This is a genomic window from Actinomadura viridis, assembly GCF_015751755.1.
In the GTDB taxonomy this organism is placed as follows: Bacteria; Actinomycetota; Actinomycetes; order Streptosporangiales; family Streptosporangiaceae; genus Spirillospora; species Spirillospora viridis.
Genome location: NZ_JADOUA010000001.1, coordinates 8,507,302 through 8,523,685 on the forward strand (window position 1 = coordinate 8,507,302; position 16,384 = coordinate 8,523,685).

A 16,384-nucleotide genomic window follows, 5' to 3' on the forward strand; every position below is an offset into this window, starting at 1 on the left:
GTCTCTACCGTTTTTGAGTAAGCGCTTTCTCGGCACCGGAGCCGAGACGGGAACACGTTCTCACGAGCCGGCCGGCGGGCCGTCCGGCTCGGAAGGGGAGGCGGTCACCGGCCGATCAGAAGTGGCCCTCCACGGTCACGGGCGCGGCGGACGGGCCGTCCCGCGGAGTCCCCTCGACCGTGTAGGTGTCCTGGCGCGGATCGTGCCCGGCGGTCCGGTCGTACTGGGCCGCGAGGACGTACGAGCCGGGCCGGACGGTGCGCCCCGGCAGCAGCGTCCACCGGTAGACGACGGCGTCGGCGGTCGTCTCGGTGGAGGGGCGGAAGTCGCCGTTCGGCAGTGACAGCCACGAGCCGGTGGCCCGGACCCGTTCGGTGCGGGCGACCCGGATGGTGACCGTCAGCGCGCGCAGCTCGTCCCGCACCCGCAGCGTGAGGTTGTTCTGCGCCCAGTGCGGCCCGCTGCCCGGGTCGAGCGTCCCGCCGGACGACAGCGGGCCCTTCTCGCGGTCCGGCCGCGCGTCCCCGGAGGAGGGGACGCCGTTCACGGGCCGGTGGGCGGCCGGCGGGCCGGTCGCGGGCGGAGCGGTGACCGGCGGCCTCGTCGCGCCGCCCCGGGTGAACTCCCAGTACGCCCCCGAGGCGGCGCCCACGGCGCCCACGGCACCCACGACGGCCGCCGTGGCCAGGGAGGCCATGGCGATCCGCCCGCGGGCCCGCCGCCCGGACGCGCCGGGGCGAGCCTCCGGCACGGCCGCGCCGGACCGGTCCATGGACGCCTCGATCCGCGACCAGATGCGGTCGCGGTCGGGCTCGTGCCGTCCGGCCTCGGAGCGCAGCCGCTCCCGCAGCCGCGCGAGCGACTCCTCGGCGCGTTCGAGATCGTCGCGCCGCACTCCCATCACGTCCCCTCCTGCGGCCGTTCACCCGGCCGGATCGCCCCCGTGAAGAGATCGGCCGCGCCGCGCCGTGCCCGGCCGGGCCGCCCCCTGCCCGGCGCCCTCCTCCCAGGGTGCCCGTTCGCGGGCCGCGTGTCCGCGTCATGCTCGTCCTGAGGCGGCCTCCGCCCTGGATCCCCGGTCTCCGGCCGCCGCGCGCCGGGCGGGGGGTCGCCGAGCGCGCGCTGGAGTTCGGCGATCCCCTTCGAGGTCTGGCTCTTCACCGTGCCGACCGTGACGCCCAGGATCCGGGCCGTCTCCTTCTCCGACAGGTCGAAGCCGAAGCGCAGCACCACGCAGGCCCGCTTGCGCTCGGGCAGCCGCTGCAGCGCGGCGCGCACGTCGAGCACCGCCGGGACGTCCGGGCCGTCGGCGTGCTCCCGTACGGTCATGCCGAACTCGGCCAGCCGGTCCCGCTCGCGCACCAGTGAACGGATCCGGCTGTGGCACATGTTGAGCACGATCCGGCGGACGTAGGCGAGCGGGTGCCGGGAACGGCGCACCCGGTCCCAGCGGTCCCAGGCGGCGGCCAGCGCGTCGGCGGCCAGGTCGTCGGCGGAGTCCGGATCACCGAGCATCAGGTACGCGAGCCGGGCCAGGTCGCGATGGTGCCGCTCGAAGAACCGGCGGAACTCCAGGTCGAACGTCCCGCCCTCGTCGGCCCTCATCGGGAGCGCTCCCACGCGTTCCGCGGCCCGGCGGGAAGGTGATCAGCCATGTCTCCGGGTCTCCTCCCGTGCGCCAGCTCACACGCGGCCACGATCCCACAGTCGAACCGGTTCGACACGGTTTCGACGTTCCGGAGGGCCGGGCCCATGAAAGAACGGCTCGTCCCCGGTCGTTCCCCGGTGTCGCCCGCTCCCCGTGCCGTCGCCGAGAACGGCCTCCGACCTGGACGTACGGCCGAACGGGGCGAGCGCGGTCAGCCGCCGGGCGCGCGACGGTGCTTGAAAGGCGCGGGGCACGGCAACCCTCCCGGCGGTCATGGCGACTAGTGAGAAACCGATTTCTCGCGGCACGCCCCCGGGCCGTGCCGGACCACCCCTGGGAGTCGTTGTGAGAACCTCACCGACCGGAGGACGCGGCCGCCGCCGCGTCGCGTACCGGCGCAGACCCTCGTTCGCGCCCGTCACCCTGGTCGCGGCGGCCGGGGCGGTGGCGGCCACGCTCCCGGGCGCCGCGGGTCCGCCCGCCCTCGGACCCGACGGCCGGATCGGCGCCGAGTTCTGGTCGGCCTCCGACGGGAACCTGCGCAGCGTGACCGGCAACGTCGCGGGCCGCAAGCCGTCCTCCATGAACTTCCTGGCCTGGTGGGACGCCGACCCGGTCCGCGAGCTCCTGGACGGGACCCGGATCGACAAGTACGGCCCGGACGGCGACACCCGTCTGCTCACCGGCTCGGGCGTGGCGTCCAACAACGGCACCAAGGCCACGCCCGCCCTGTCGGGCGACCTGTTCGGGGACTGGAGAGAGGAGGTCATCTGGCGGACGTCCGACAACACCCGCCTGCGGATCCACACCACCCGCGACGTCACCGACCGCAAGATCTACACCCTGCAGCACGACACGCAGTACCGGGTGGCCCTGGCCTGGCAGAACACCGCGTACAACCAGCCACCGCACCCGAGCTTCTTCATCGGTGACCGCATGCCCACCCCACCCCAACCGTCCATCTACGTCCGGTAGAAGGAGAACCCCCCATGAAGAGAAGGACCTTCGGTATCGCCGCCCTCGCCCTCGCCGCCACCGCCGGCTTCGGCCTGCAGGGGACCGGCACGATGGCCGCCGCCCCGCCCGTCCCGGCGGCCGAGTCCAGCCCCGTCGGCTACGCGAGCATGAACGGCGGGACCACCGGCGGCGCCGGCGGCACCACCGTGACCGTCAGCAACGCCACCCAGTTCAACCAGTACGTCAACGCGTCGGGGCGTTACGTCATCCAGGTCAACGGCACCGTGAGCCTGTCGGGGATGCAGCGGGTCGGCTCCGACAAGACCATCGTCGGCGTGGGCACCGCGGGCCGCATCACCGGCGGCGGCCTCAACCTCAACGGCTCCCGCAATGTGATCATCCGGAACCTCTCCTTCAGCGGCTCCAACGACGACGCCATCAACGTCCAGGAGGGCGCGACCAACATCTGGATCGACCACAACGACCTGACCGGCGCCAACGACGGCCTGCTCGACATCAAGCGCGGGTCCGACTTCATCACCGTGTCGTGGAACCTCTTCCACGACCACGACAAGACGGCGCTCATCGGCCACTCCGACGACAACGCCTCCCAGGACCTGGGGCACCTGCGGGTGACGTACGTGCACAACTGGTTCCGCGGCACCGACCAGAGGCACCCGCGCGTGCGCTTCGCCAACCCCGTGCACGTGGTCAACAACTACTACAGCGACATCGGAAGCTACGGCGTCGCGTCCACCATGAACGCGGGCGTGTTCGTCGAGGCCAACTACTTCGAGAACGTCGACCGGCCCACGTCCCTCCAGGAGGGCGACTCCGACGAGGGCAACATCAGGGCGTCCGGCAACCACCTGACCGGCTCCGGCACGCTCCTCACCCGGAACCCCGGCTCGGTGGCGGCGATCCCGTACTCCTACTCGGCCGAGACGGCCTCCGGCGTGAAGGGGACCGTCACGGGCGGAGCGGGCGTCGGCAAGATCTGACCCGCCTCCGGCCCGCCCTCTGATCCGTTCGGCACCAGGCCCCGGCGCGGCGTCCCCACCAGGACCCGTCCGGGGCCGTTCCCTGCGCGGAGCCTCAGGTCCCGGGCGGGTCCGTCCGCCCGCCGGACCCGCCGGGCGCTTCGACCGGCTCGACGATCACCAGCGGGATGTCCCGCTCGGTCCGCGCCCGGTAGTCGTCGTAGAGAGGGAAGATCGACGTCATCCGCGGCCACAGCCGCGCCTTCTCCTCCGCCGTCGCCGTACGGGCCAGCGCGGTGAACCTGTCCGCGCCCACCTGGACCCCGACCTCGGCGTGCTCGGTGAGGTTGAGGTACCAGGCGGGGTGGTGCTCCGACCCGGCGTTCGAGCCCACGAGCAGGTAGCGGTCACCGTCCCGGCCGTAGACCAGCGCGGTACGCCGTGCCCTGCCCGTCCTCCGGCCGCGCGTGGTCAGCAGCAGCGTCGGCCATCCCTGGTACAGGTGGCCCTCCCGGCCGTCGGTCTCGACATAGGCGCGGATGTGCTCGGCGACCCAGTCGGTGGGGCTGTCCAGCGGTTCCTCCCGCCGGGAGAGGCCGCGCACCAGGTGGTAACGCGTGACCCCGCTCGCCTTGACACCGGGGAACTCCGTGACCTTGCGCCATTCGGGAGACGCCCCGACCGTTCCCTGGCCGGACCTCTCCAGGGCGTCGCGGTGCGCGTCCTCGCCGGTCCACTCGGCGTAGTTGAGCACCCGGGTGCCGTCGGCGCTCGTGTGGAAGTGGCCGGAGATCCCGCCCGGATGGAGGGCGGTCTCGGAGGCGAGCGCGCCGAAGACGGTGTCGATCCAGCGCCGCTGGCGCTCCTCGTCCGGCCCGTCGAACTCGACCCGCACCACGACGAGGCACCCGGGGGCCGGCGGATCGCCGTCGCGCGCCGAGCCGCGATACAGGCGGTACGCGATCGGCTCCGCGCCGGTCACCTCCGCGACGAACGCGGGGTCGGCGGCTCCGTCCGCCCACTGGCTGTAGGTCAGCACCGCCCCGCCGCCGGTGCCCGCGAAGACGGTGAACGAAAGGAGCCCCGGCGGCCAGGGCAGGCGCTCCAGCGCGGCGATCGTGTCGTCCGCCAGCGCCCGCGCCTCCGTCCCGTCCGCGGTCCTCTCGCTGACGAGGACGCCGCCGGCGTCGGTGCGGGTGAGGTCGGGCCAGGTGTCTCTCGTATCAGGGGCCATGGCGGAAAGCCTCGAAGTTAAACAAGGGTTGAGGTCAAGCTAGTGTGACGCGCATGACATCGCTCCCGGCCGACGTGCAGGAGCTGACGATCGGCGAGCTGGCCGGCCGCAGCGGGGTCCGGGCGTCGGCCCTGCGCTTCTACGAGCGGCAAGGGCTGATCCGCAGCCGGCGCACGGCCGGGAACCAGCGCCGGTACCGCCGCGAGACGCTCCGCCGGGTCGCCTTCATCCGGGCCTCCCACCACCTCGGCATCCCGCTCTCGGTGATCGGCGACGTGCTCGCGCTGCTGCCGGAGGGCGTGGCGCCGACCCGGGAGTTCTGGGAGCGGGCCTCGCACTGCTGGAGCGAGGAGATCGACGCCCGCATCGCCCGGCTGGAGCGGATGCGGGACCGGTTCACCGAATGCATCGGCTGCGGATGCCTGTCGTTCGACCAGTGCGCGCTGGTCAACCCCGGCGACAGGCTCGGCGCGCACGGTCCGGGGCCGCGCCGCCTGTTCACCCCAGAGGACGCCCCGGAGGACGTCAGGTGACCCGGGCGCAGAGGTTGCCGCCGCGGAAGTCCCACGTACGGGAGCCGCTGGGGCAGTCGCCGCTGGTGAGGCCGGTGACCTGGAGGATGTAGTCGAAGGCCTTCGGGACGGTGCTCTTGCCGCATCCCCAGGAGGTCATCAGGCCGTGGCTGGTGATGGAGATGCGGCCCTTGTTCTCGCTCTTCTTGCCCAGGAAGCACTCGCCCACGCGGAGCCGGCGCTCCACGCACAGGTAGATCGACTCTCCGTTGCCGCGGTGGCTCCACGACGACTCCCCGTCCAGCGGCTCGGAGTCGCAGTCTCCGAGGCTGTCGGCGACCCGGGTCACCCGGACGTAGGCGTCCGTCCGGTCGCAGTCGACCGCGCCCGGCATGTTCTCGCTCCACTCGGTGGAGTCGTAGGGGTCCTTGTACGCGTCCAGGCAGTCGCCGGCCGAGATCTCCTCGAACGCCTCGAGGGTGGGGTCGGGCGTCGGGGTCCTCCTGCTCGGCACGGAGCCGCCGCCCATGCCGGACGTCCGGGTCGGGGTCGAGGTCGAGGTCGCGGTCGTCCGCGTTCCGGCGGCGCCCGGCGAGACCGGCTCCTCCCGGTCGTTGGAGACCAGCCAGACGAAGGCGGCGACCAGGAGGACGCCCGCCACGGCGACCGGCCCCGCGGTCGACGCGGAAACCGGCGGTTTGGGCGCGGGGGTTCGCGGGGGTGGGGGCGGGGCGTGCGGTGTGCCGCGGGGCGTGCCCCGCGGAGGGGGCGACTTCTGCCCGCTCCCATTCCCGGCGGCCTTCGCCTTCGCGCCCTTCGTTCCGGCGCCCTTCGACCCGGCGGCCTTCGACCCGGCGCCCTGGGACCCGCTGTCCTTCGACCCGCCGCCCTTGAACCCGGCGCCCTTCGACCCGCCGGACTCCGACCCGGGAGGCTTCATCGCGGCGGTCAGGGCCTCGGTCTCCGCCACCCGCGTGACGATCATCGTGGTGACGCGCGGCGGCAGCGGGGGCTCCCCGCCGTCGGCCAGCGCGGAACAGCGGTCGAGGAACTCGCCGAGGCCGGGCCGGTCGTCCGGGTCCTTCTCCAGGCCGGCGGCGACCAGCGGGAACAGCGACGCCGGTACGCCGGTCAGGTCCGGGTCCTCGTTGACGACGCGGTATCCGAGGGCCTCGATCGGCCCCTCACCGAACGGCCCCCGGCCGGTCGCGGCGAAGGCCAGCACGGCGGCCAGGCAGAACACGTCGCCGGCCGGCCCGACCTCGCGGCCCCGGAACTGCTCGGGCGACATGAACCCGGGCGTCCCGGCCACAGTGGTACGGGTGGTCTGCGAACTGGCGTCCAGCGCGCGGGCGATGCCGAAGTCGATGATGCGGGGCCCGTCCTGGGCGAGCAGCACGTTGCCGGGCTTGAGGTCCCGGTGGACCACGTTGCGCTCGTGGACGGCCATCAGCCCCTCGGCCAGGCCCGCGCCGAGCGCCGCCACCGAACGTTCGGGGAGCGCGCCGTACTCGTCGACGGCCTCCTCCAGCGACGGACCGGCGATGTACTCCGTCACGAGCCAGGGCGTGTCGGCGTCGGTGTCGGCGTCCACCACCTGCGCGGTGTGGAAGCCGCCGACGCGCCGCGCCGCCGCGACCTCCTGCGCGAAGCGCCGCCGGAACCGGCGGTCCTCGGCCAGGTGCGGGTGGACCATCTTGACCGCGACCGTCCGCCCGCCCTGCGAGCGGCCGAGGTAGACCCGGCCCATCCCGCCCACTCCCAGCCGCGCCAGCAGCCGGTACTTGCCGACCCGCCGGGGATCGCCCGCCTGGAGCGGCCTCAGCCTCTCGCTGGACACCCGCACGCCCTCCCGCTCCACATGATCGAAAGAATCCTCCCTAGGAGAGAGGCAGGATGAAAGTGAAAAGTTCACGCAACCGGTGGCGAAACAGAAATGAGCCGCGGCGGCCGGAACCCGCCCGGGCGCCGGGCCGGTCCCGCTGAGTACTCTGCGGAGATGCGGGAGCAGGACGCCCACGGCCCCGAACCGGTACGGCGGCATCGGCCGCCGGCCCCGTCCGGGCACAGTTTCCGGATCGGCCGCGGCACCGAGGGCATCGAACGGCTGGAGGCGGCACTCGTCGGCACGGCCTTCTCACCGCACCGGCACGACACCTACGCCGTGGGCGTCACGCTGGCCGGCGTGCAGACGTTCCGGTACCGCGGCGAGCAACGCCACTGCCTGCCCGGCCAGTGGCACGTCCTGCATCCCGACGAGCTCCACGACGGGGCCGCGGGCACCGACGACGGGTTCGCGTACCGGATCTTCTACCTGGACCCGGCCCTGGTCCAGGACGCCCTCGGCGGACGGCCGCTGCCGTTCGTGGCCGACCCGGTGATCGGCCCGGCCGCGATCCCCCGGAGCCTGGACGGCTTCCTCGCCCACCTCGACGAGCCGCTGGACGACCTGGAGGCCGCCGAGATCACCACGGCGATCGCGGACGTCCTGCTCGCCCACGCGGCGCCCTCGCGCACCGGCACGGCCGCGCTGGACATCGACGCCATGAGGCGCGTGCGCGCCCTTCTCGCCGAGGACCCCACCGCGCCGCACCCGGCCGCCGAACTCGAAGCCGTCACGGGCCTGGACCGGTGGTCGGTCGCCCGGCAGTTCCGGGCGTCCTTCGGTACCAGCCCCTCGCGGTTCCGTACGATGCGGCGGCTCGACCTGGCGCGGGAGCTGATCCTGCGTGGCCGGCGCCCGGCCGACGCCGCCACCGCGGCCGGGTTCGCCGACCAGGCCCACCTCACCCGGATGTTCAGGCGGGCCTACGGGGTGACCCCCGGCGCCTGGGCCGCCGCCGTCCGTCCCGCCTGACGGGCGGGCGGGCGGTCCCGTCACAGCCCTCCGGCCACGTTCAGGACGGTCCCGGTGACGTAGGAGGCGTCCGGCGACAGCAGCCAGGAGACCGCGGCGGCGATCTCGGCCGGGTCGGCGGGACGGCGCAGCGGGACCGAGGCCGCGACCCGCCGCGCCCGGCCCGGCTCACCGGCGCGGGCGTGGATGGTGGTGTCGGTCGTGCCCGGCGAGACCGCGTTGACCAGGATGCCGGCCGTGCCCAGTTCCCTCGCGAGCCCGAGGGTGAGGGTCTCGACGGCCGCCTTGGTCGCCGCGTACACGACGTACTCGTGCGGTGAGCCGGTACGGGCGGCGACCGAGGAGACGTTGACGATGGCGCGGCGCACCGTTCCGCCGCCGTCCGTCCCGCCGCCGTCCGCCCAGCGCCGGGCGGCCTCGCGGCACAGGCGGGCCGGGGCGGTCAGGTTCACGTCCACGATCCGCCGGAGGTCGGCGTCGGGCAGGCCGGTGAGGGGCCCGAGCGGGCCGGTGACCCCCGCGTTGTTGACCAGGGCCGTGACCCGCCCGCGGGCCTCGGCGAGGTCGAAGAGGCGGCCGGGGGCGTCGTCGCCGGTGACGTCGAGACGCTCGGCCCACACCTGGTGACCGGCGGCCCGGACGTCGCTCTCGACCCGGGCCGCCTCGGCGTCGGACGAGGAATGGGTGAAGACCACGGCGTGACCGTCGCGGCAGAGCCGTTCGACGACGGCGCGCCCGATGCCCCGGCTGCCGCCGGTGACGATCGCGACCGGGAGGCCGGACGGCCGGGCCGGTGTGCTCATGAGGTCCCCTCCGGCCGGGCGCGGGCCCGGTACGCGTGGATCACCGCGGCCATGTCCGCGGAGGCGTGGCCGAGTTCCAGGGTCTCGGCGTACAGGGAGCGGCAGGCGTCCAGGAGCGGGGACGCGGCGCCCCGCCCGCGCGCCGCGTCCGTGATCAGGCGGTTGTTCTTCAGCACGTCGCCGATGGACGCCTGCACGTCCCAGTCGCCGCGGGCCAGCTTGCGGGACTTGGCCCGGGAGACGGTGGACGCCATCGGCCCCGCGTCGAGGATCCGCTCCAGCCGGCCCGGATCCACCCCGTGCTCCTCCGCGAAATGGAACGCCTCGGCCAGCCCGGTCACCATCGCGATCAGGAACACGTTCACCGAGAACTTCGTCAGCAGCGCCGAGGGCACGTCCCCGCACACGAACACCTCCGCGCACATCGGGGCGAGGAGCGGGCGGACCCGTTCGACGGCCGCGCCGGGCCCGGCCAGCATGGCGACCAGCTCGCCCGCCTCGGCGGGCCCGCGCGAACCCGACACCGGCGCCTCGACGTAGGCGCCGCCGGCGGCGGTGATCTCCGCGGCGAGGCCGCGCGAGTACGACGCGGAGACCGTGCCCATCTGCACCACCGTGCGACCCCGGACCAGGGACGCGAGCGCGGGCGTCCCCCGTTCCACGACCGCGTCGATCGCCGCCTCGTCGGCCAGCATCAGGAACACCACGCCGGCCCGTGCGAACACCTCGTCCGGGCCGCGGGCGAGCGTGGCGCCCGCGGCCGCCAGAGGAGCGCAACGCGCCGCCGTACGGTTCCAGACGACCACCGGTGAACCCGCGCGGACCAGGTTCGACGCCATCGGGCGGCCCATCACGCCCAGCCCGATGAATCCCAGCGTGTCCACGGACCCCACCTCCACCGAGCCTCGGCCGCCGTTCACCCGATGCAATCAGAACGGCCCGGACCCGTCTTGAAGGTTTGTGCGTCCGCCCGGCGGAGGACGGCCGGAGGTCGGCCGGAGGTCAGCCGGTGAGCGAGTCCAGCTGCTCCCTGAGGGTCGGCCTGAGCTGGCGCAGGCACAGGACCGGCAGGTACGCCGCCCCCTTGGCCTCCATGACCTTGTTCGAACCGGAGGGGCACTCCTGCCGGGTCCGGACGCGGCCGGTGACCTTGGCGACCGCCCGGGTGGTCCCGCACTCGGCCTTCTGCGGGCCGCGGAAGCTGTACGTGGGGTCGCTGATGCAGTCGCCCGGCGCCAGGACCTTGCCCCCGGCCCCGATGCACAGCACCGGACGGGGCGCCGAGCCGGACAGCTTCGCGGTCTCCATGGTCCGAGGCTTGGGGCACTCCTGCTCCGTCTGGACCCGCGCGATGACCTTGCCGTACCAGCCGGCCGACGCGCACGGCTTCTCGGAGCGCATGGCGATGGAGTCGCTGATGCAGTCACCCGGGCCGAGCATGGCCCCGCCGGCGCCGGGGGCGCCGGGATGCGGCGCGCTCAGGTTGCGGGTGCAGACCTCCCAGTAGCGCTTGTCCTGCTCGGACGTGGTGACGCGGGCGACGCCGTCGGCGCCGTCCGGGCAGTCCGGCATGGAGGAGACGCCGAAGCTGTACGTGGTGCGCTCGCCGGTGCGGATCACCTTGACGACCTTGGCCTTCGCCGTGTCGGACGCGCAGCCGACCCTGGTCGCGACGGGGATCCGCTGCATCGAGCCGGACGCGGTCATCTCCGAACGCTTGTCGAGGCAGTGCTCGGCCCGCACGGGACCGTCCGGCTCGTCGCTCCCGAGGTTGAGGGCGACCACGGCGATCACCCCGAGCACCAGGACCGCGGCGCCTCCGGCCGCCAGCAGGCCGATCAGCTTGCCCGTCTTCTTACGCGGCTGCGGCGGTCCCATCGGACCCATCGGACCCATCGGACCCATCGGAGGACCCATGGGACCCATCTGCCCAGGGGGAGAGGGTGGGCCGGGCGGTCCGGGGGACCCGAACCCGGCGGCACCCGGCGGCGGGGGCGGTGGGGGCGGCGGCGCGTACGGCCCGCCGGGCGGTGCGGCAGGCGGGGGCGCGGACTGCCCGCCCGCGGGATCGGCCCACGACCCTTCCTGAGGCGATTGCCGGTGCGGCTCGAAAGGACGGTCAGGGCGCTGGCCCTCGCTGTTCACTTGTCCACCTTCCCCGATGGCTCTCCTGGCACGAACGTGGCCGACCTTATCGCCGCCATCGGAGCCGAAATGCGGTGAATGAACGACTCTGGGCCCAACCCAGGCCCGCCAGGCCAGGCCGGCCCCACCGCTCTCGCCGCCACCGCTCTCGCCACCGGTGCCGGCCGAGCCCCCTTACCAACCACGGAGGCTCCCGCCGGCCGTCCAGGCCGATCGGGAGCCTCCGTGGTCAGCGAAGTGGTTACCTGGCGAGCTCGCCGCCGTGCGCGTGGCCGTGCGCGGACGCCTTGGCGGTCCGGGCGGCCGTGGGGGTGGGACGGACGTCAGGACCCGGAAGGTCCTTGCTGAAGGCGTAGGTGAGGGCCGAGTGGGCCATGGCCCCCATGTTGACGTTCAGCGCCGTGGTGTTGATGTTGGCGAGCGTGTCGCACGCCTGGTGGTAGCAGGGGTCGTACGCCTCACCGGCGGTCCCGCCGAACAGCGCGGCCTCCTCCGGGGTCTTGACTCCCTCGGCGCCGGTGAACAGGCCGCCGGACGGGATGCCGACCGCGATGAACGGGCCGTAGTCGGAGCGCCCGTCGAAGTCGGTGCCCACATGGCCGAGGCGCAGGGCGTCGAAGTACTTCGCGAAGGTCTTCTCGATCTCGTCCGATCCGGGCGGCCCGGCCGGGGCGCCGGTGGCGTCGGAGTCATCGCCGTCGTAGATCTTGTAGGCGAAGTTGGGCGAGGCGACCATGTCGTAGTTGAGGTACAGCGCGACCTTGGCCTGCTCGGCCGCGGACAGGTTCGCCACGTAGTGCTCGGAGCCGAGCAGGCCCAGCTCCTCGGCGCCCCACCAGGCGAAGCGCAGCTTGTTGCGGGGCGTCAGCTTGCCCATCTGGACGGCGACCTCCAGCAGCGCGGCGCTGCCCGAGCCGTTGTCGTTGATGCCCGGACCCGCCAGGACGCCGTCGAGGTGGGCGCCGCCCATCACGACCTTGTTCGGGTCGCCCTTCTTGGACTCTGCCAGGACGTTCCAGGTGGTCCGGGTCTCGCTCTCGGTGTCCGTCTTAAGCCGTACGACGGTCCCGGCGGGGGACGCGAGGTCCTCGCCGACGGCGAAGCTGACGCCCACGGTCGGGATGGTGACGCCGGGCTGGTTGAGGGTGCCCTGCAGGGTCGCGGTGCGGCCGGGCTGGCCCTCGTTGAAGATGATGACGCCGGAGGCGCCGGCGGCCTGGGCGTTGCGGGCCTTGATCTCGAAGTCGCAGGTCCCGCGCTGGACCAGGGCGATGTTGCCCGCCGTGAAGCCGGCGAAGTCGGACGCCTCGCATCCGCTGGTGGAACCCGGCTCCGGAGAGGGCGGCAGGGTCAGGTCGACGGCCTGGATCGTCCCGGTGACGTCGCCGGACCCGGAGTAGGTCATGGTGGCGAAGTCGCCCAGCGTGCTGCCGTCCGGGGGCGTGGGCGCGTAGGTCTTGGCCTCCGGCGAGACCTGGCTCATGGCCGCGGTGGAGTTCTCCCGGAAGAACGGGAACGCGAACGGCTGCACCGTGACGTTGTAACCGGCCTTCTTCAGCAGGCCCGCCACGTAGTCGCGCGAGGCGGCGTAGCCGGGCGTCCCCGACGCCCGCGTGCCGCCGTTGGCCTCGGCGATGGCCTGGAACGCCCGCAGGTGCTTCATGGCGTTCGGAGCCTGGATCGAGTCGAGGGCCCTCTGCTGGGCGCCGCCATCGGGATCGGCTGTGGCGGGCGCGGTCAGGGAGAGCGGAAGGGCGATGGCCGTGACCGCGGTGGCGGTACGGAACACCCCCCGGCGAACGTGAAGACGCACGGTCGGTTCCTCCGAGTTCGACGATCGAGCAGGCCCCCGTGACTGCTGATCCCGGAACGTATCCCTAAATGTCGGGTTGCGGAAGATGTCGTGCGCCTCCGGGGCCCCTTCGACCGCAAGCGGCCGTACCGGCACTCCCGTCACCTGCGGCGACGCCGCCCCACCGGGGCGCCGGGGCAAGGGAAGGGGCGGCCCGGCCGGGGTGCCGGCCGGGCCGCGGGAACGATGAGGGGTCAGGAGGTCGCGGATGTCCTTTTGCTTTCCCTCGGTTGCTTATGCCCGTCACTTCGACTACGAACAGGCATGAAGGCGTCCATCTGAGGTGATCCGCATGTTCCTGAAGCGGCGGCCGGTACCGGGCGGGCCGGGCCTGCCGGACCTGCCGGGCGAGCGCCGGTGAGCGTTCCCGCCCCGCGCTGGACGTCGCCGCGCCCGAGGCTGGCCGTGTCGAGCTGCCTGCTGGGCGAGCCGGTCCGCTACAACGGGGGCCACAGCCGTGACCGCTTCCTCACCGGACCGCTGGCACGCCATGTCGACTGGGTGCCGATCTGCCCGGAGATGGAGATCGGTCTCGGCGCCCCGCGCCCGACGATGCGCCTGCTCACCGACGGCCGCATCGTCACCAGGGACGGCACCGCCGACCACACCGAGGCGATGACCGCCCTGGCGCGGGACCGGATCCCCGATCTCGACGGCCTCGACGGGTACGTGCTCAAGTCACGCTCGCCCAGCTGCGGGCTGCTCGGCCTGCCGCGCTACGCGTCCGGGCGGGAGGGGGAGCGCACCGACGGGCAGCCGGTGGACCGCCGTGGCAGCGGGGTGTTCGCCGGTCTCGTGCGCGAGGCGCTCCCGCACCTGCCCCTGGAGGAGGAGGGGCGGCTGCGCGACCCGGGCCTGCGCGAGCACTTCGTCGAACGCGTCTTCGCTCAGGCCCGGCTGCGGGCGTTCTTCGAGGGCGAGTGGCGCCCGCGTGACCTCGTGGCGTTCCACAGCAGGCACAAGCTGCAGATCCTCGCCCACTCGCCGGCCGGCTACCGGGAGACCGGGCGGATCGTGGCCCAGGCGGGCACCCGCGACCGCGCCGACCTTGAGGCCGCCTACCGGGACGCCTTCGGCCGGGCCCTGGCCGCCCGCGCCGGGCGGGGGCGCCACACCAACGCGCTCCTGCACGTCTTCGGCCCGTTGAGCGAACGGCTCGACCGGGTCCGGCGGCACGACATCGTCGCCGCGATCGAGTCCTACCGCCGAGGCGAGGCGCCGCTCAGCGTCCCCGTCGCACTGCTGCGCCATAACGCCGAGGGGGAGGGGCACGACTACGTGGCCCTGCAGACCTACCTGGACCCCTTCCCCGCGGACCTCGTCCTGCGCCACCACCTGTGAGCCGTGCCCCCGGGAGGTGGGCGGGCGTCCCGGTCCGTCAGTCCAGCCTGACCGCGATCATCGCGGCGTCGTCGTCGAGCCGGCCGCCGGCGTGGGCGAGCAGGTCCTCGCGGACGCGCTGGACGAGGTCGTCGGGTTCCAGGTCGTGCCATGCGCCGACGCGTTCGGCCAGCGGGTAGAAGGCGCCGTGGGAGTCGCGGGCCTCGATCACTCCGTCGGTGTAGAGCAGCAGGAGGTCTCCCGATTTGAAGGGGAAGCGGCTCACCTCGTAGCCGTCCTGCGACAGGCCGCCCAGGCCCAGAGGGAGCGCGGGCCGTTCCGCCTGGAGCGGGACGACGCCGTGGCCGTTCAGGAGCAGGGGCGGCGGATGGCCGCAGTCCACCAGCTCCACCACGGGGTCGGCGTCGGGGAGGTTGAGGATGGCCGCGGTGATGAAGTTCTCCTGGGCGTTCTGGTCGTGCTCGGCGACCTCGGTCACGTTCCGGTCGACGCTGGCCTCCAGGTGTCCGGCGAGGCCGGGCAGCGTGGTGCGGGTGCGGGCGGCCTCGTGGAAGGCGCCGAGCAGGACGGCGGCGTCACCGAGGGCGGCCAGGCCCTTGCCGCGCACGTCACCGATGATCAGGCGGGTGCCCTCGGCGGTGCGGGCGGCGGCGTACAGGTCCCCGCCGACCCGGGCCTCCTTCGCGGCGGCCAGGTACGCCGAGGCGATCCGCAGCGGGCCCATCCGGCGCGGAAGGGGCCGCAGCAGCACCTGCTGGGTGGCCTCGGACACCAGCCTGACCTGGTCCAGCTCCCGCTGTCTCCGGTCCCGTACGGCCGCGTAGCCCACCACGAACATGGTGACGAGCACCAGCGCGCTCACCTGGATGAGGCTCTCGGTGGCGGTCAGGTCGTCGCGGACCACCCGCAGCAGCCCCTGGACGCCCACGGCGACCAGGCCCACCGCGGCGGTCGCCCTGGGGCCGGCGAACGAGGCCGTCAGCGCGGGCGCCACCACCAGCAGCGGTTCCAGGTCGACCGACATGGGCACCTGCACGGCGGCCACGGCGATCACCACGAGCAGCCCCAGCGGGACCGTCAGCTGGAGCAGCGACCGCCATCGCCTGGACAGGCTTCCGGTCTGCCGGTGTTCTGGCACTCTCCGAAGCTACCCGAGGTAAGGGTCCGCTCGTGGGTCCGCGGGGCGTGGGAGGCGTCCGGGGGGAACGGGCGGCGGGGGGTTCGTGGCCGGGCGTCACCGCGGCGGAGCCGCCCGGCCCGGCGGTCACAAGGTCCGCAGGAAGTCGCCGAGGATCTCGTTGTAGGTGTCGGGGCGCTCCATGTTGGGGTAGTGCGCCGTCCCGTCGATCGAGACCGAGCGGCCGTCGGCGACGGTGCGGGCGAGACGTTCGGCCATGCCGATGTGGTCGGGCGAGTCGACGGCGCCGTTGACGGCCAGCACCGGGACGTCGATCTTGGCGGCGCGCTCCCAGGTGTCGCGTACCGGTGTGATCAGGTCGGGGGCGGGCGCCTCGCCGGCGTGTTTGGCCATGGTGCGCGCGGCCATCGTCCGCAGGCGGTCCACGACCTCCGGGTCGAGGTCGCCGAGAGCGCGGTGCGGGCCCGCGGCTCCGAGCGTCAGGAACGCCTCGACCGAGGCGTCCATGTCACCGGCGGCCATCGCCGAATGCCACGCGCCCAGGGCCTGGGTGGTCCACGGGTCGGTGAAGTACGGCTCGCTGGTCCCGGCACCGCCGACGACCACGGCGCCGACCAGCTCGGGGTGCTCCAGCGCGGTGTCCACCGCGGTCGCCGCCCCCATGGAGATCCCCACCAGGACCGCGGGGCCGGTGTCCAGGTGCCGCAACAGGGCGGCGACGTCGTCGGCGAACCGGAACGGCTCGGTGGCGTTGGCGGAACGGCCGTGGCCGCGGGCGTCGGGCGCGATGACGCGGTGGCGCGAGGCGAGGGCCGCGATCTGGTCGTCCCACATGCCGTGGTCCACGAAGCCGCCGTGCAGCAGGACGACGGGCCGGCCGGTGCCGGTGTCGAGCCAGAAGAGATCGTTCATGACAA

The 16,384-nt window shown here is 73.6% G+C and carries 15 protein-coding genes; 5 read left to right on the top strand and 10 right to left on the bottom strand.

Annotated elements, in window-relative coordinates:
- Positions 1 to 115: 115 nt before the first annotated feature.
- On the bottom strand, positions 116 to 901 hold the full coding sequence (locus IW256_RS38600; protein WP_197015652.1) for a hypothetical protein: 786 nt from the start codon (positions 899 to 901) through the stop codon (positions 116 to 118).
- Complete coding sequence (locus IW256_RS38605) at positions 901 to 1,605, bottom strand: SigE family RNA polymerase sigma factor (RefSeq protein WP_197015653.1); 705 nt, start codon at positions 1,603 to 1,605, stop codon at positions 901 to 903. Before IW256_RS38605 ends, IW256_RS38600 begins: the two co-directional genes overlap by 1 nt.
- Positions 1,606 to 1,993: 388 nt before the next feature.
- Between IW256_RS38605 and IW256_RS38610 the strand changes: the two genes are divergently transcribed.
- Entirely contained in the window at positions 1,994 to 2,623 is a 630-nt protein-coding gene (locus IW256_RS38610) for a rhamnogalacturonan lyase family protein (protein ID WP_420535436.1), read from the top strand.
- A 14-nt stretch (positions 2,624 to 2,637) separates the two neighbouring features.
- Entirely contained in the window at positions 2,638 to 3,606 is a 969-nt protein-coding gene (locus IW256_RS38615; RefSeq protein ID WP_197015654.1) for a pectate lyase family protein, read from the top strand.
- A 94-nt stretch (positions 3,607 to 3,700) separates the two neighbouring features.
- On the opposite strand, the gene IW256_RS38620 is transcribed toward IW256_RS38615, so the two are convergent.
- The gene (locus IW256_RS38620; RefSeq protein ID WP_197015655.1) at positions 3,701 to 4,819 is read right to left on the bottom strand and encodes a nitroreductase/quinone reductase family protein; all 1,119 of its coding nucleotides are present in this window, start codon (positions 4,817 to 4,819) and stop codon (positions 3,701 to 3,703) included.
- A 53-nt stretch (positions 4,820 to 4,872) separates the two neighbouring features.
- Here IW256_RS38620 and soxR point away from each other — a divergent pair, with 53 nt between their 5' ends.
- Positions 4,873 to 5,352: a redox-sensitive transcriptional activator SoxR gene (gene soxR, locus IW256_RS38625; protein WP_197015656.1), complete on the top strand. Its 480-nt coding sequence runs from the start codon at positions 4,873 to 4,875 to the stop codon at positions 5,350 to 5,352.
- Here the strand turns inward: soxR and IW256_RS38630 are convergent.
- Entirely contained in the window at positions 5,345 to 7,177 is a 1,833-nt protein-coding gene (locus IW256_RS38630) for a protein kinase domain-containing protein (RefSeq protein WP_197015657.1), read from the bottom strand. The two genes, soxR and IW256_RS38630, sit on opposite strands and share 8 nt — an antisense overlap.
- 153 nt (positions 7,178 to 7,330) lie before the next feature.
- Here IW256_RS38630 and IW256_RS38635 point away from each other — a divergent pair, with 153 nt between their 5' ends.
- Entirely contained in the window at positions 7,331 to 8,188 is an 858-nt protein-coding gene (locus tag IW256_RS38635; RefSeq protein ID WP_197015658.1) for an AraC family transcriptional regulator, read from the top strand.
- Between the two features lie 20 nt (positions 8,189 to 8,208).
- Here IW256_RS38635 and IW256_RS38640 read toward each other — a convergent pair whose 3' ends face one another.
- The 4 genes from IW256_RS38640 to IW256_RS38655 form a co-directional block, all read right to left on the bottom strand.
- Positions 8,209 to 8,991: an SDR family NAD(P)-dependent oxidoreductase gene (locus IW256_RS38640; protein WP_197015659.1), complete on the bottom strand. Its 783-nt coding sequence runs from the start codon at positions 8,989 to 8,991 to the stop codon at positions 8,209 to 8,211.
- Positions 8,988 to 9,875 (bottom strand): NAD(P)-dependent oxidoreductase, encoded by an 888-nt coding sequence (locus IW256_RS38645; protein ID WP_307829343.1) that lies wholly within the window; start codon positions 9,873 to 9,875, stop codon positions 8,988 to 8,990. Before IW256_RS38645 ends, IW256_RS38640 begins: the two co-directional genes overlap by 4 nt.
- A 118-nt stretch (positions 9,876 to 9,993) precedes the next feature.
- Positions 9,994 to 10,869: a hypothetical protein gene (locus tag IW256_RS38650; RefSeq protein WP_197015660.1), complete on the bottom strand. Its 876-nt coding sequence runs from the start codon at positions 10,867 to 10,869 to the stop codon at positions 9,994 to 9,996.
- 508 nt (positions 10,870 to 11,377) lie between these two features.
- Positions 11,378 to 12,949: a M28 family metallopeptidase gene (locus IW256_RS38655; RefSeq protein WP_197015661.1), complete on the bottom strand. Its 1,572-nt coding sequence runs from the start codon at positions 12,947 to 12,949 to the stop codon at positions 11,378 to 11,380.
- 396 nt (positions 12,950 to 13,345) lie between these two features.
- On the opposite strand from IW256_RS38655, the gene IW256_RS38660 reads away from it, so the two are divergent.
- On the top strand, positions 13,346 to 14,329 hold the full coding sequence (locus tag IW256_RS38660) for a YbgA family protein (RefSeq protein WP_307829344.1): 984 nt from the start codon (positions 13,346 to 13,348) through the stop codon (positions 14,327 to 14,329).
- A 37-nt stretch (positions 14,330 to 14,366) separates the two neighbouring features.
- Here the strand turns inward: IW256_RS38660 and IW256_RS43010 are convergent, their stop codons facing one another.
- On the bottom strand, positions 14,367 to 15,467 hold the full coding sequence (locus IW256_RS43010) for a PP2C family protein-serine/threonine phosphatase (protein ID WP_197015662.1): 1,101 nt from the start codon (positions 15,465 to 15,467) through the stop codon (positions 14,367 to 14,369).
- A gap of 126 nt (positions 15,468 to 15,593) precedes the next feature.
- Positions 15,594 to 16,379: an alpha/beta fold hydrolase gene (locus tag IW256_RS38670; protein WP_197015663.1), complete on the bottom strand. Its 786-nt coding sequence runs from the start codon at positions 16,377 to 16,379 to the stop codon at positions 15,594 to 15,596.
- Positions 16,380 to 16,384 lie beyond the last annotated feature (5 nt).

Bases quoted from the DNA above. Each gene is read 5' to 3' on its own strand.
- IW256_RS38600 (WP_197015652.1), bottom strand. From the start codon at position 901: ATGGGAGTGCGGCGCGACGATCTCGAACGCGCCGAGGAGTCGCTCGCG.
- IW256_RS38605 (WP_197015653.1), bottom strand. From the start codon at position 1,605: ATGAGGGCCGACGAGGGCGGGACGTTCGACCTGGAGTTCCGCCGGTTC.
- IW256_RS38615 (WP_197015654.1), top strand. From the start codon at position 2,638: ATGAAGAGAAGGACCTTCGGTATCGCCGCCCTCGCCCTCGCCGCCACC.
- IW256_RS38620 (WP_197015655.1), bottom strand. From the start codon at position 4,819: ATGGCCCCTGATACGAGAGACACCTGGCCCGACCTCACCCGCACCGAC.
- soxR (WP_197015656.1), top strand. From the start codon at position 4,873: ATGACATCGCTCCCGGCCGACGTGCAGGAGCTGACGATCGGCGAGCTG.
- IW256_RS38635 (WP_197015658.1), top strand. From the start codon at position 7,331: ATGCGGGAGCAGGACGCCCACGGCCCCGAACCGGTACGGCGGCATCGG.
- IW256_RS38640 (WP_197015659.1), bottom strand. From the start codon at position 8,991: ATGAGCACACCGGCCCGGCCGTCCGGCCTCCCGGTCGCGATCGTCACC.
- IW256_RS38650 (WP_197015660.1), bottom strand. From the start codon at position 10,869: ATGGGACCGCCGCAGCCGCGTAAGAAGACGGGCAAGCTGATCGGCCTG.
- IW256_RS38670 (WP_197015663.1), bottom strand. From the start codon at position 16,379: ATGAACGATCTCTTCTGGCTCGACACCGGCACCGGCCGGCCCGTCGTC.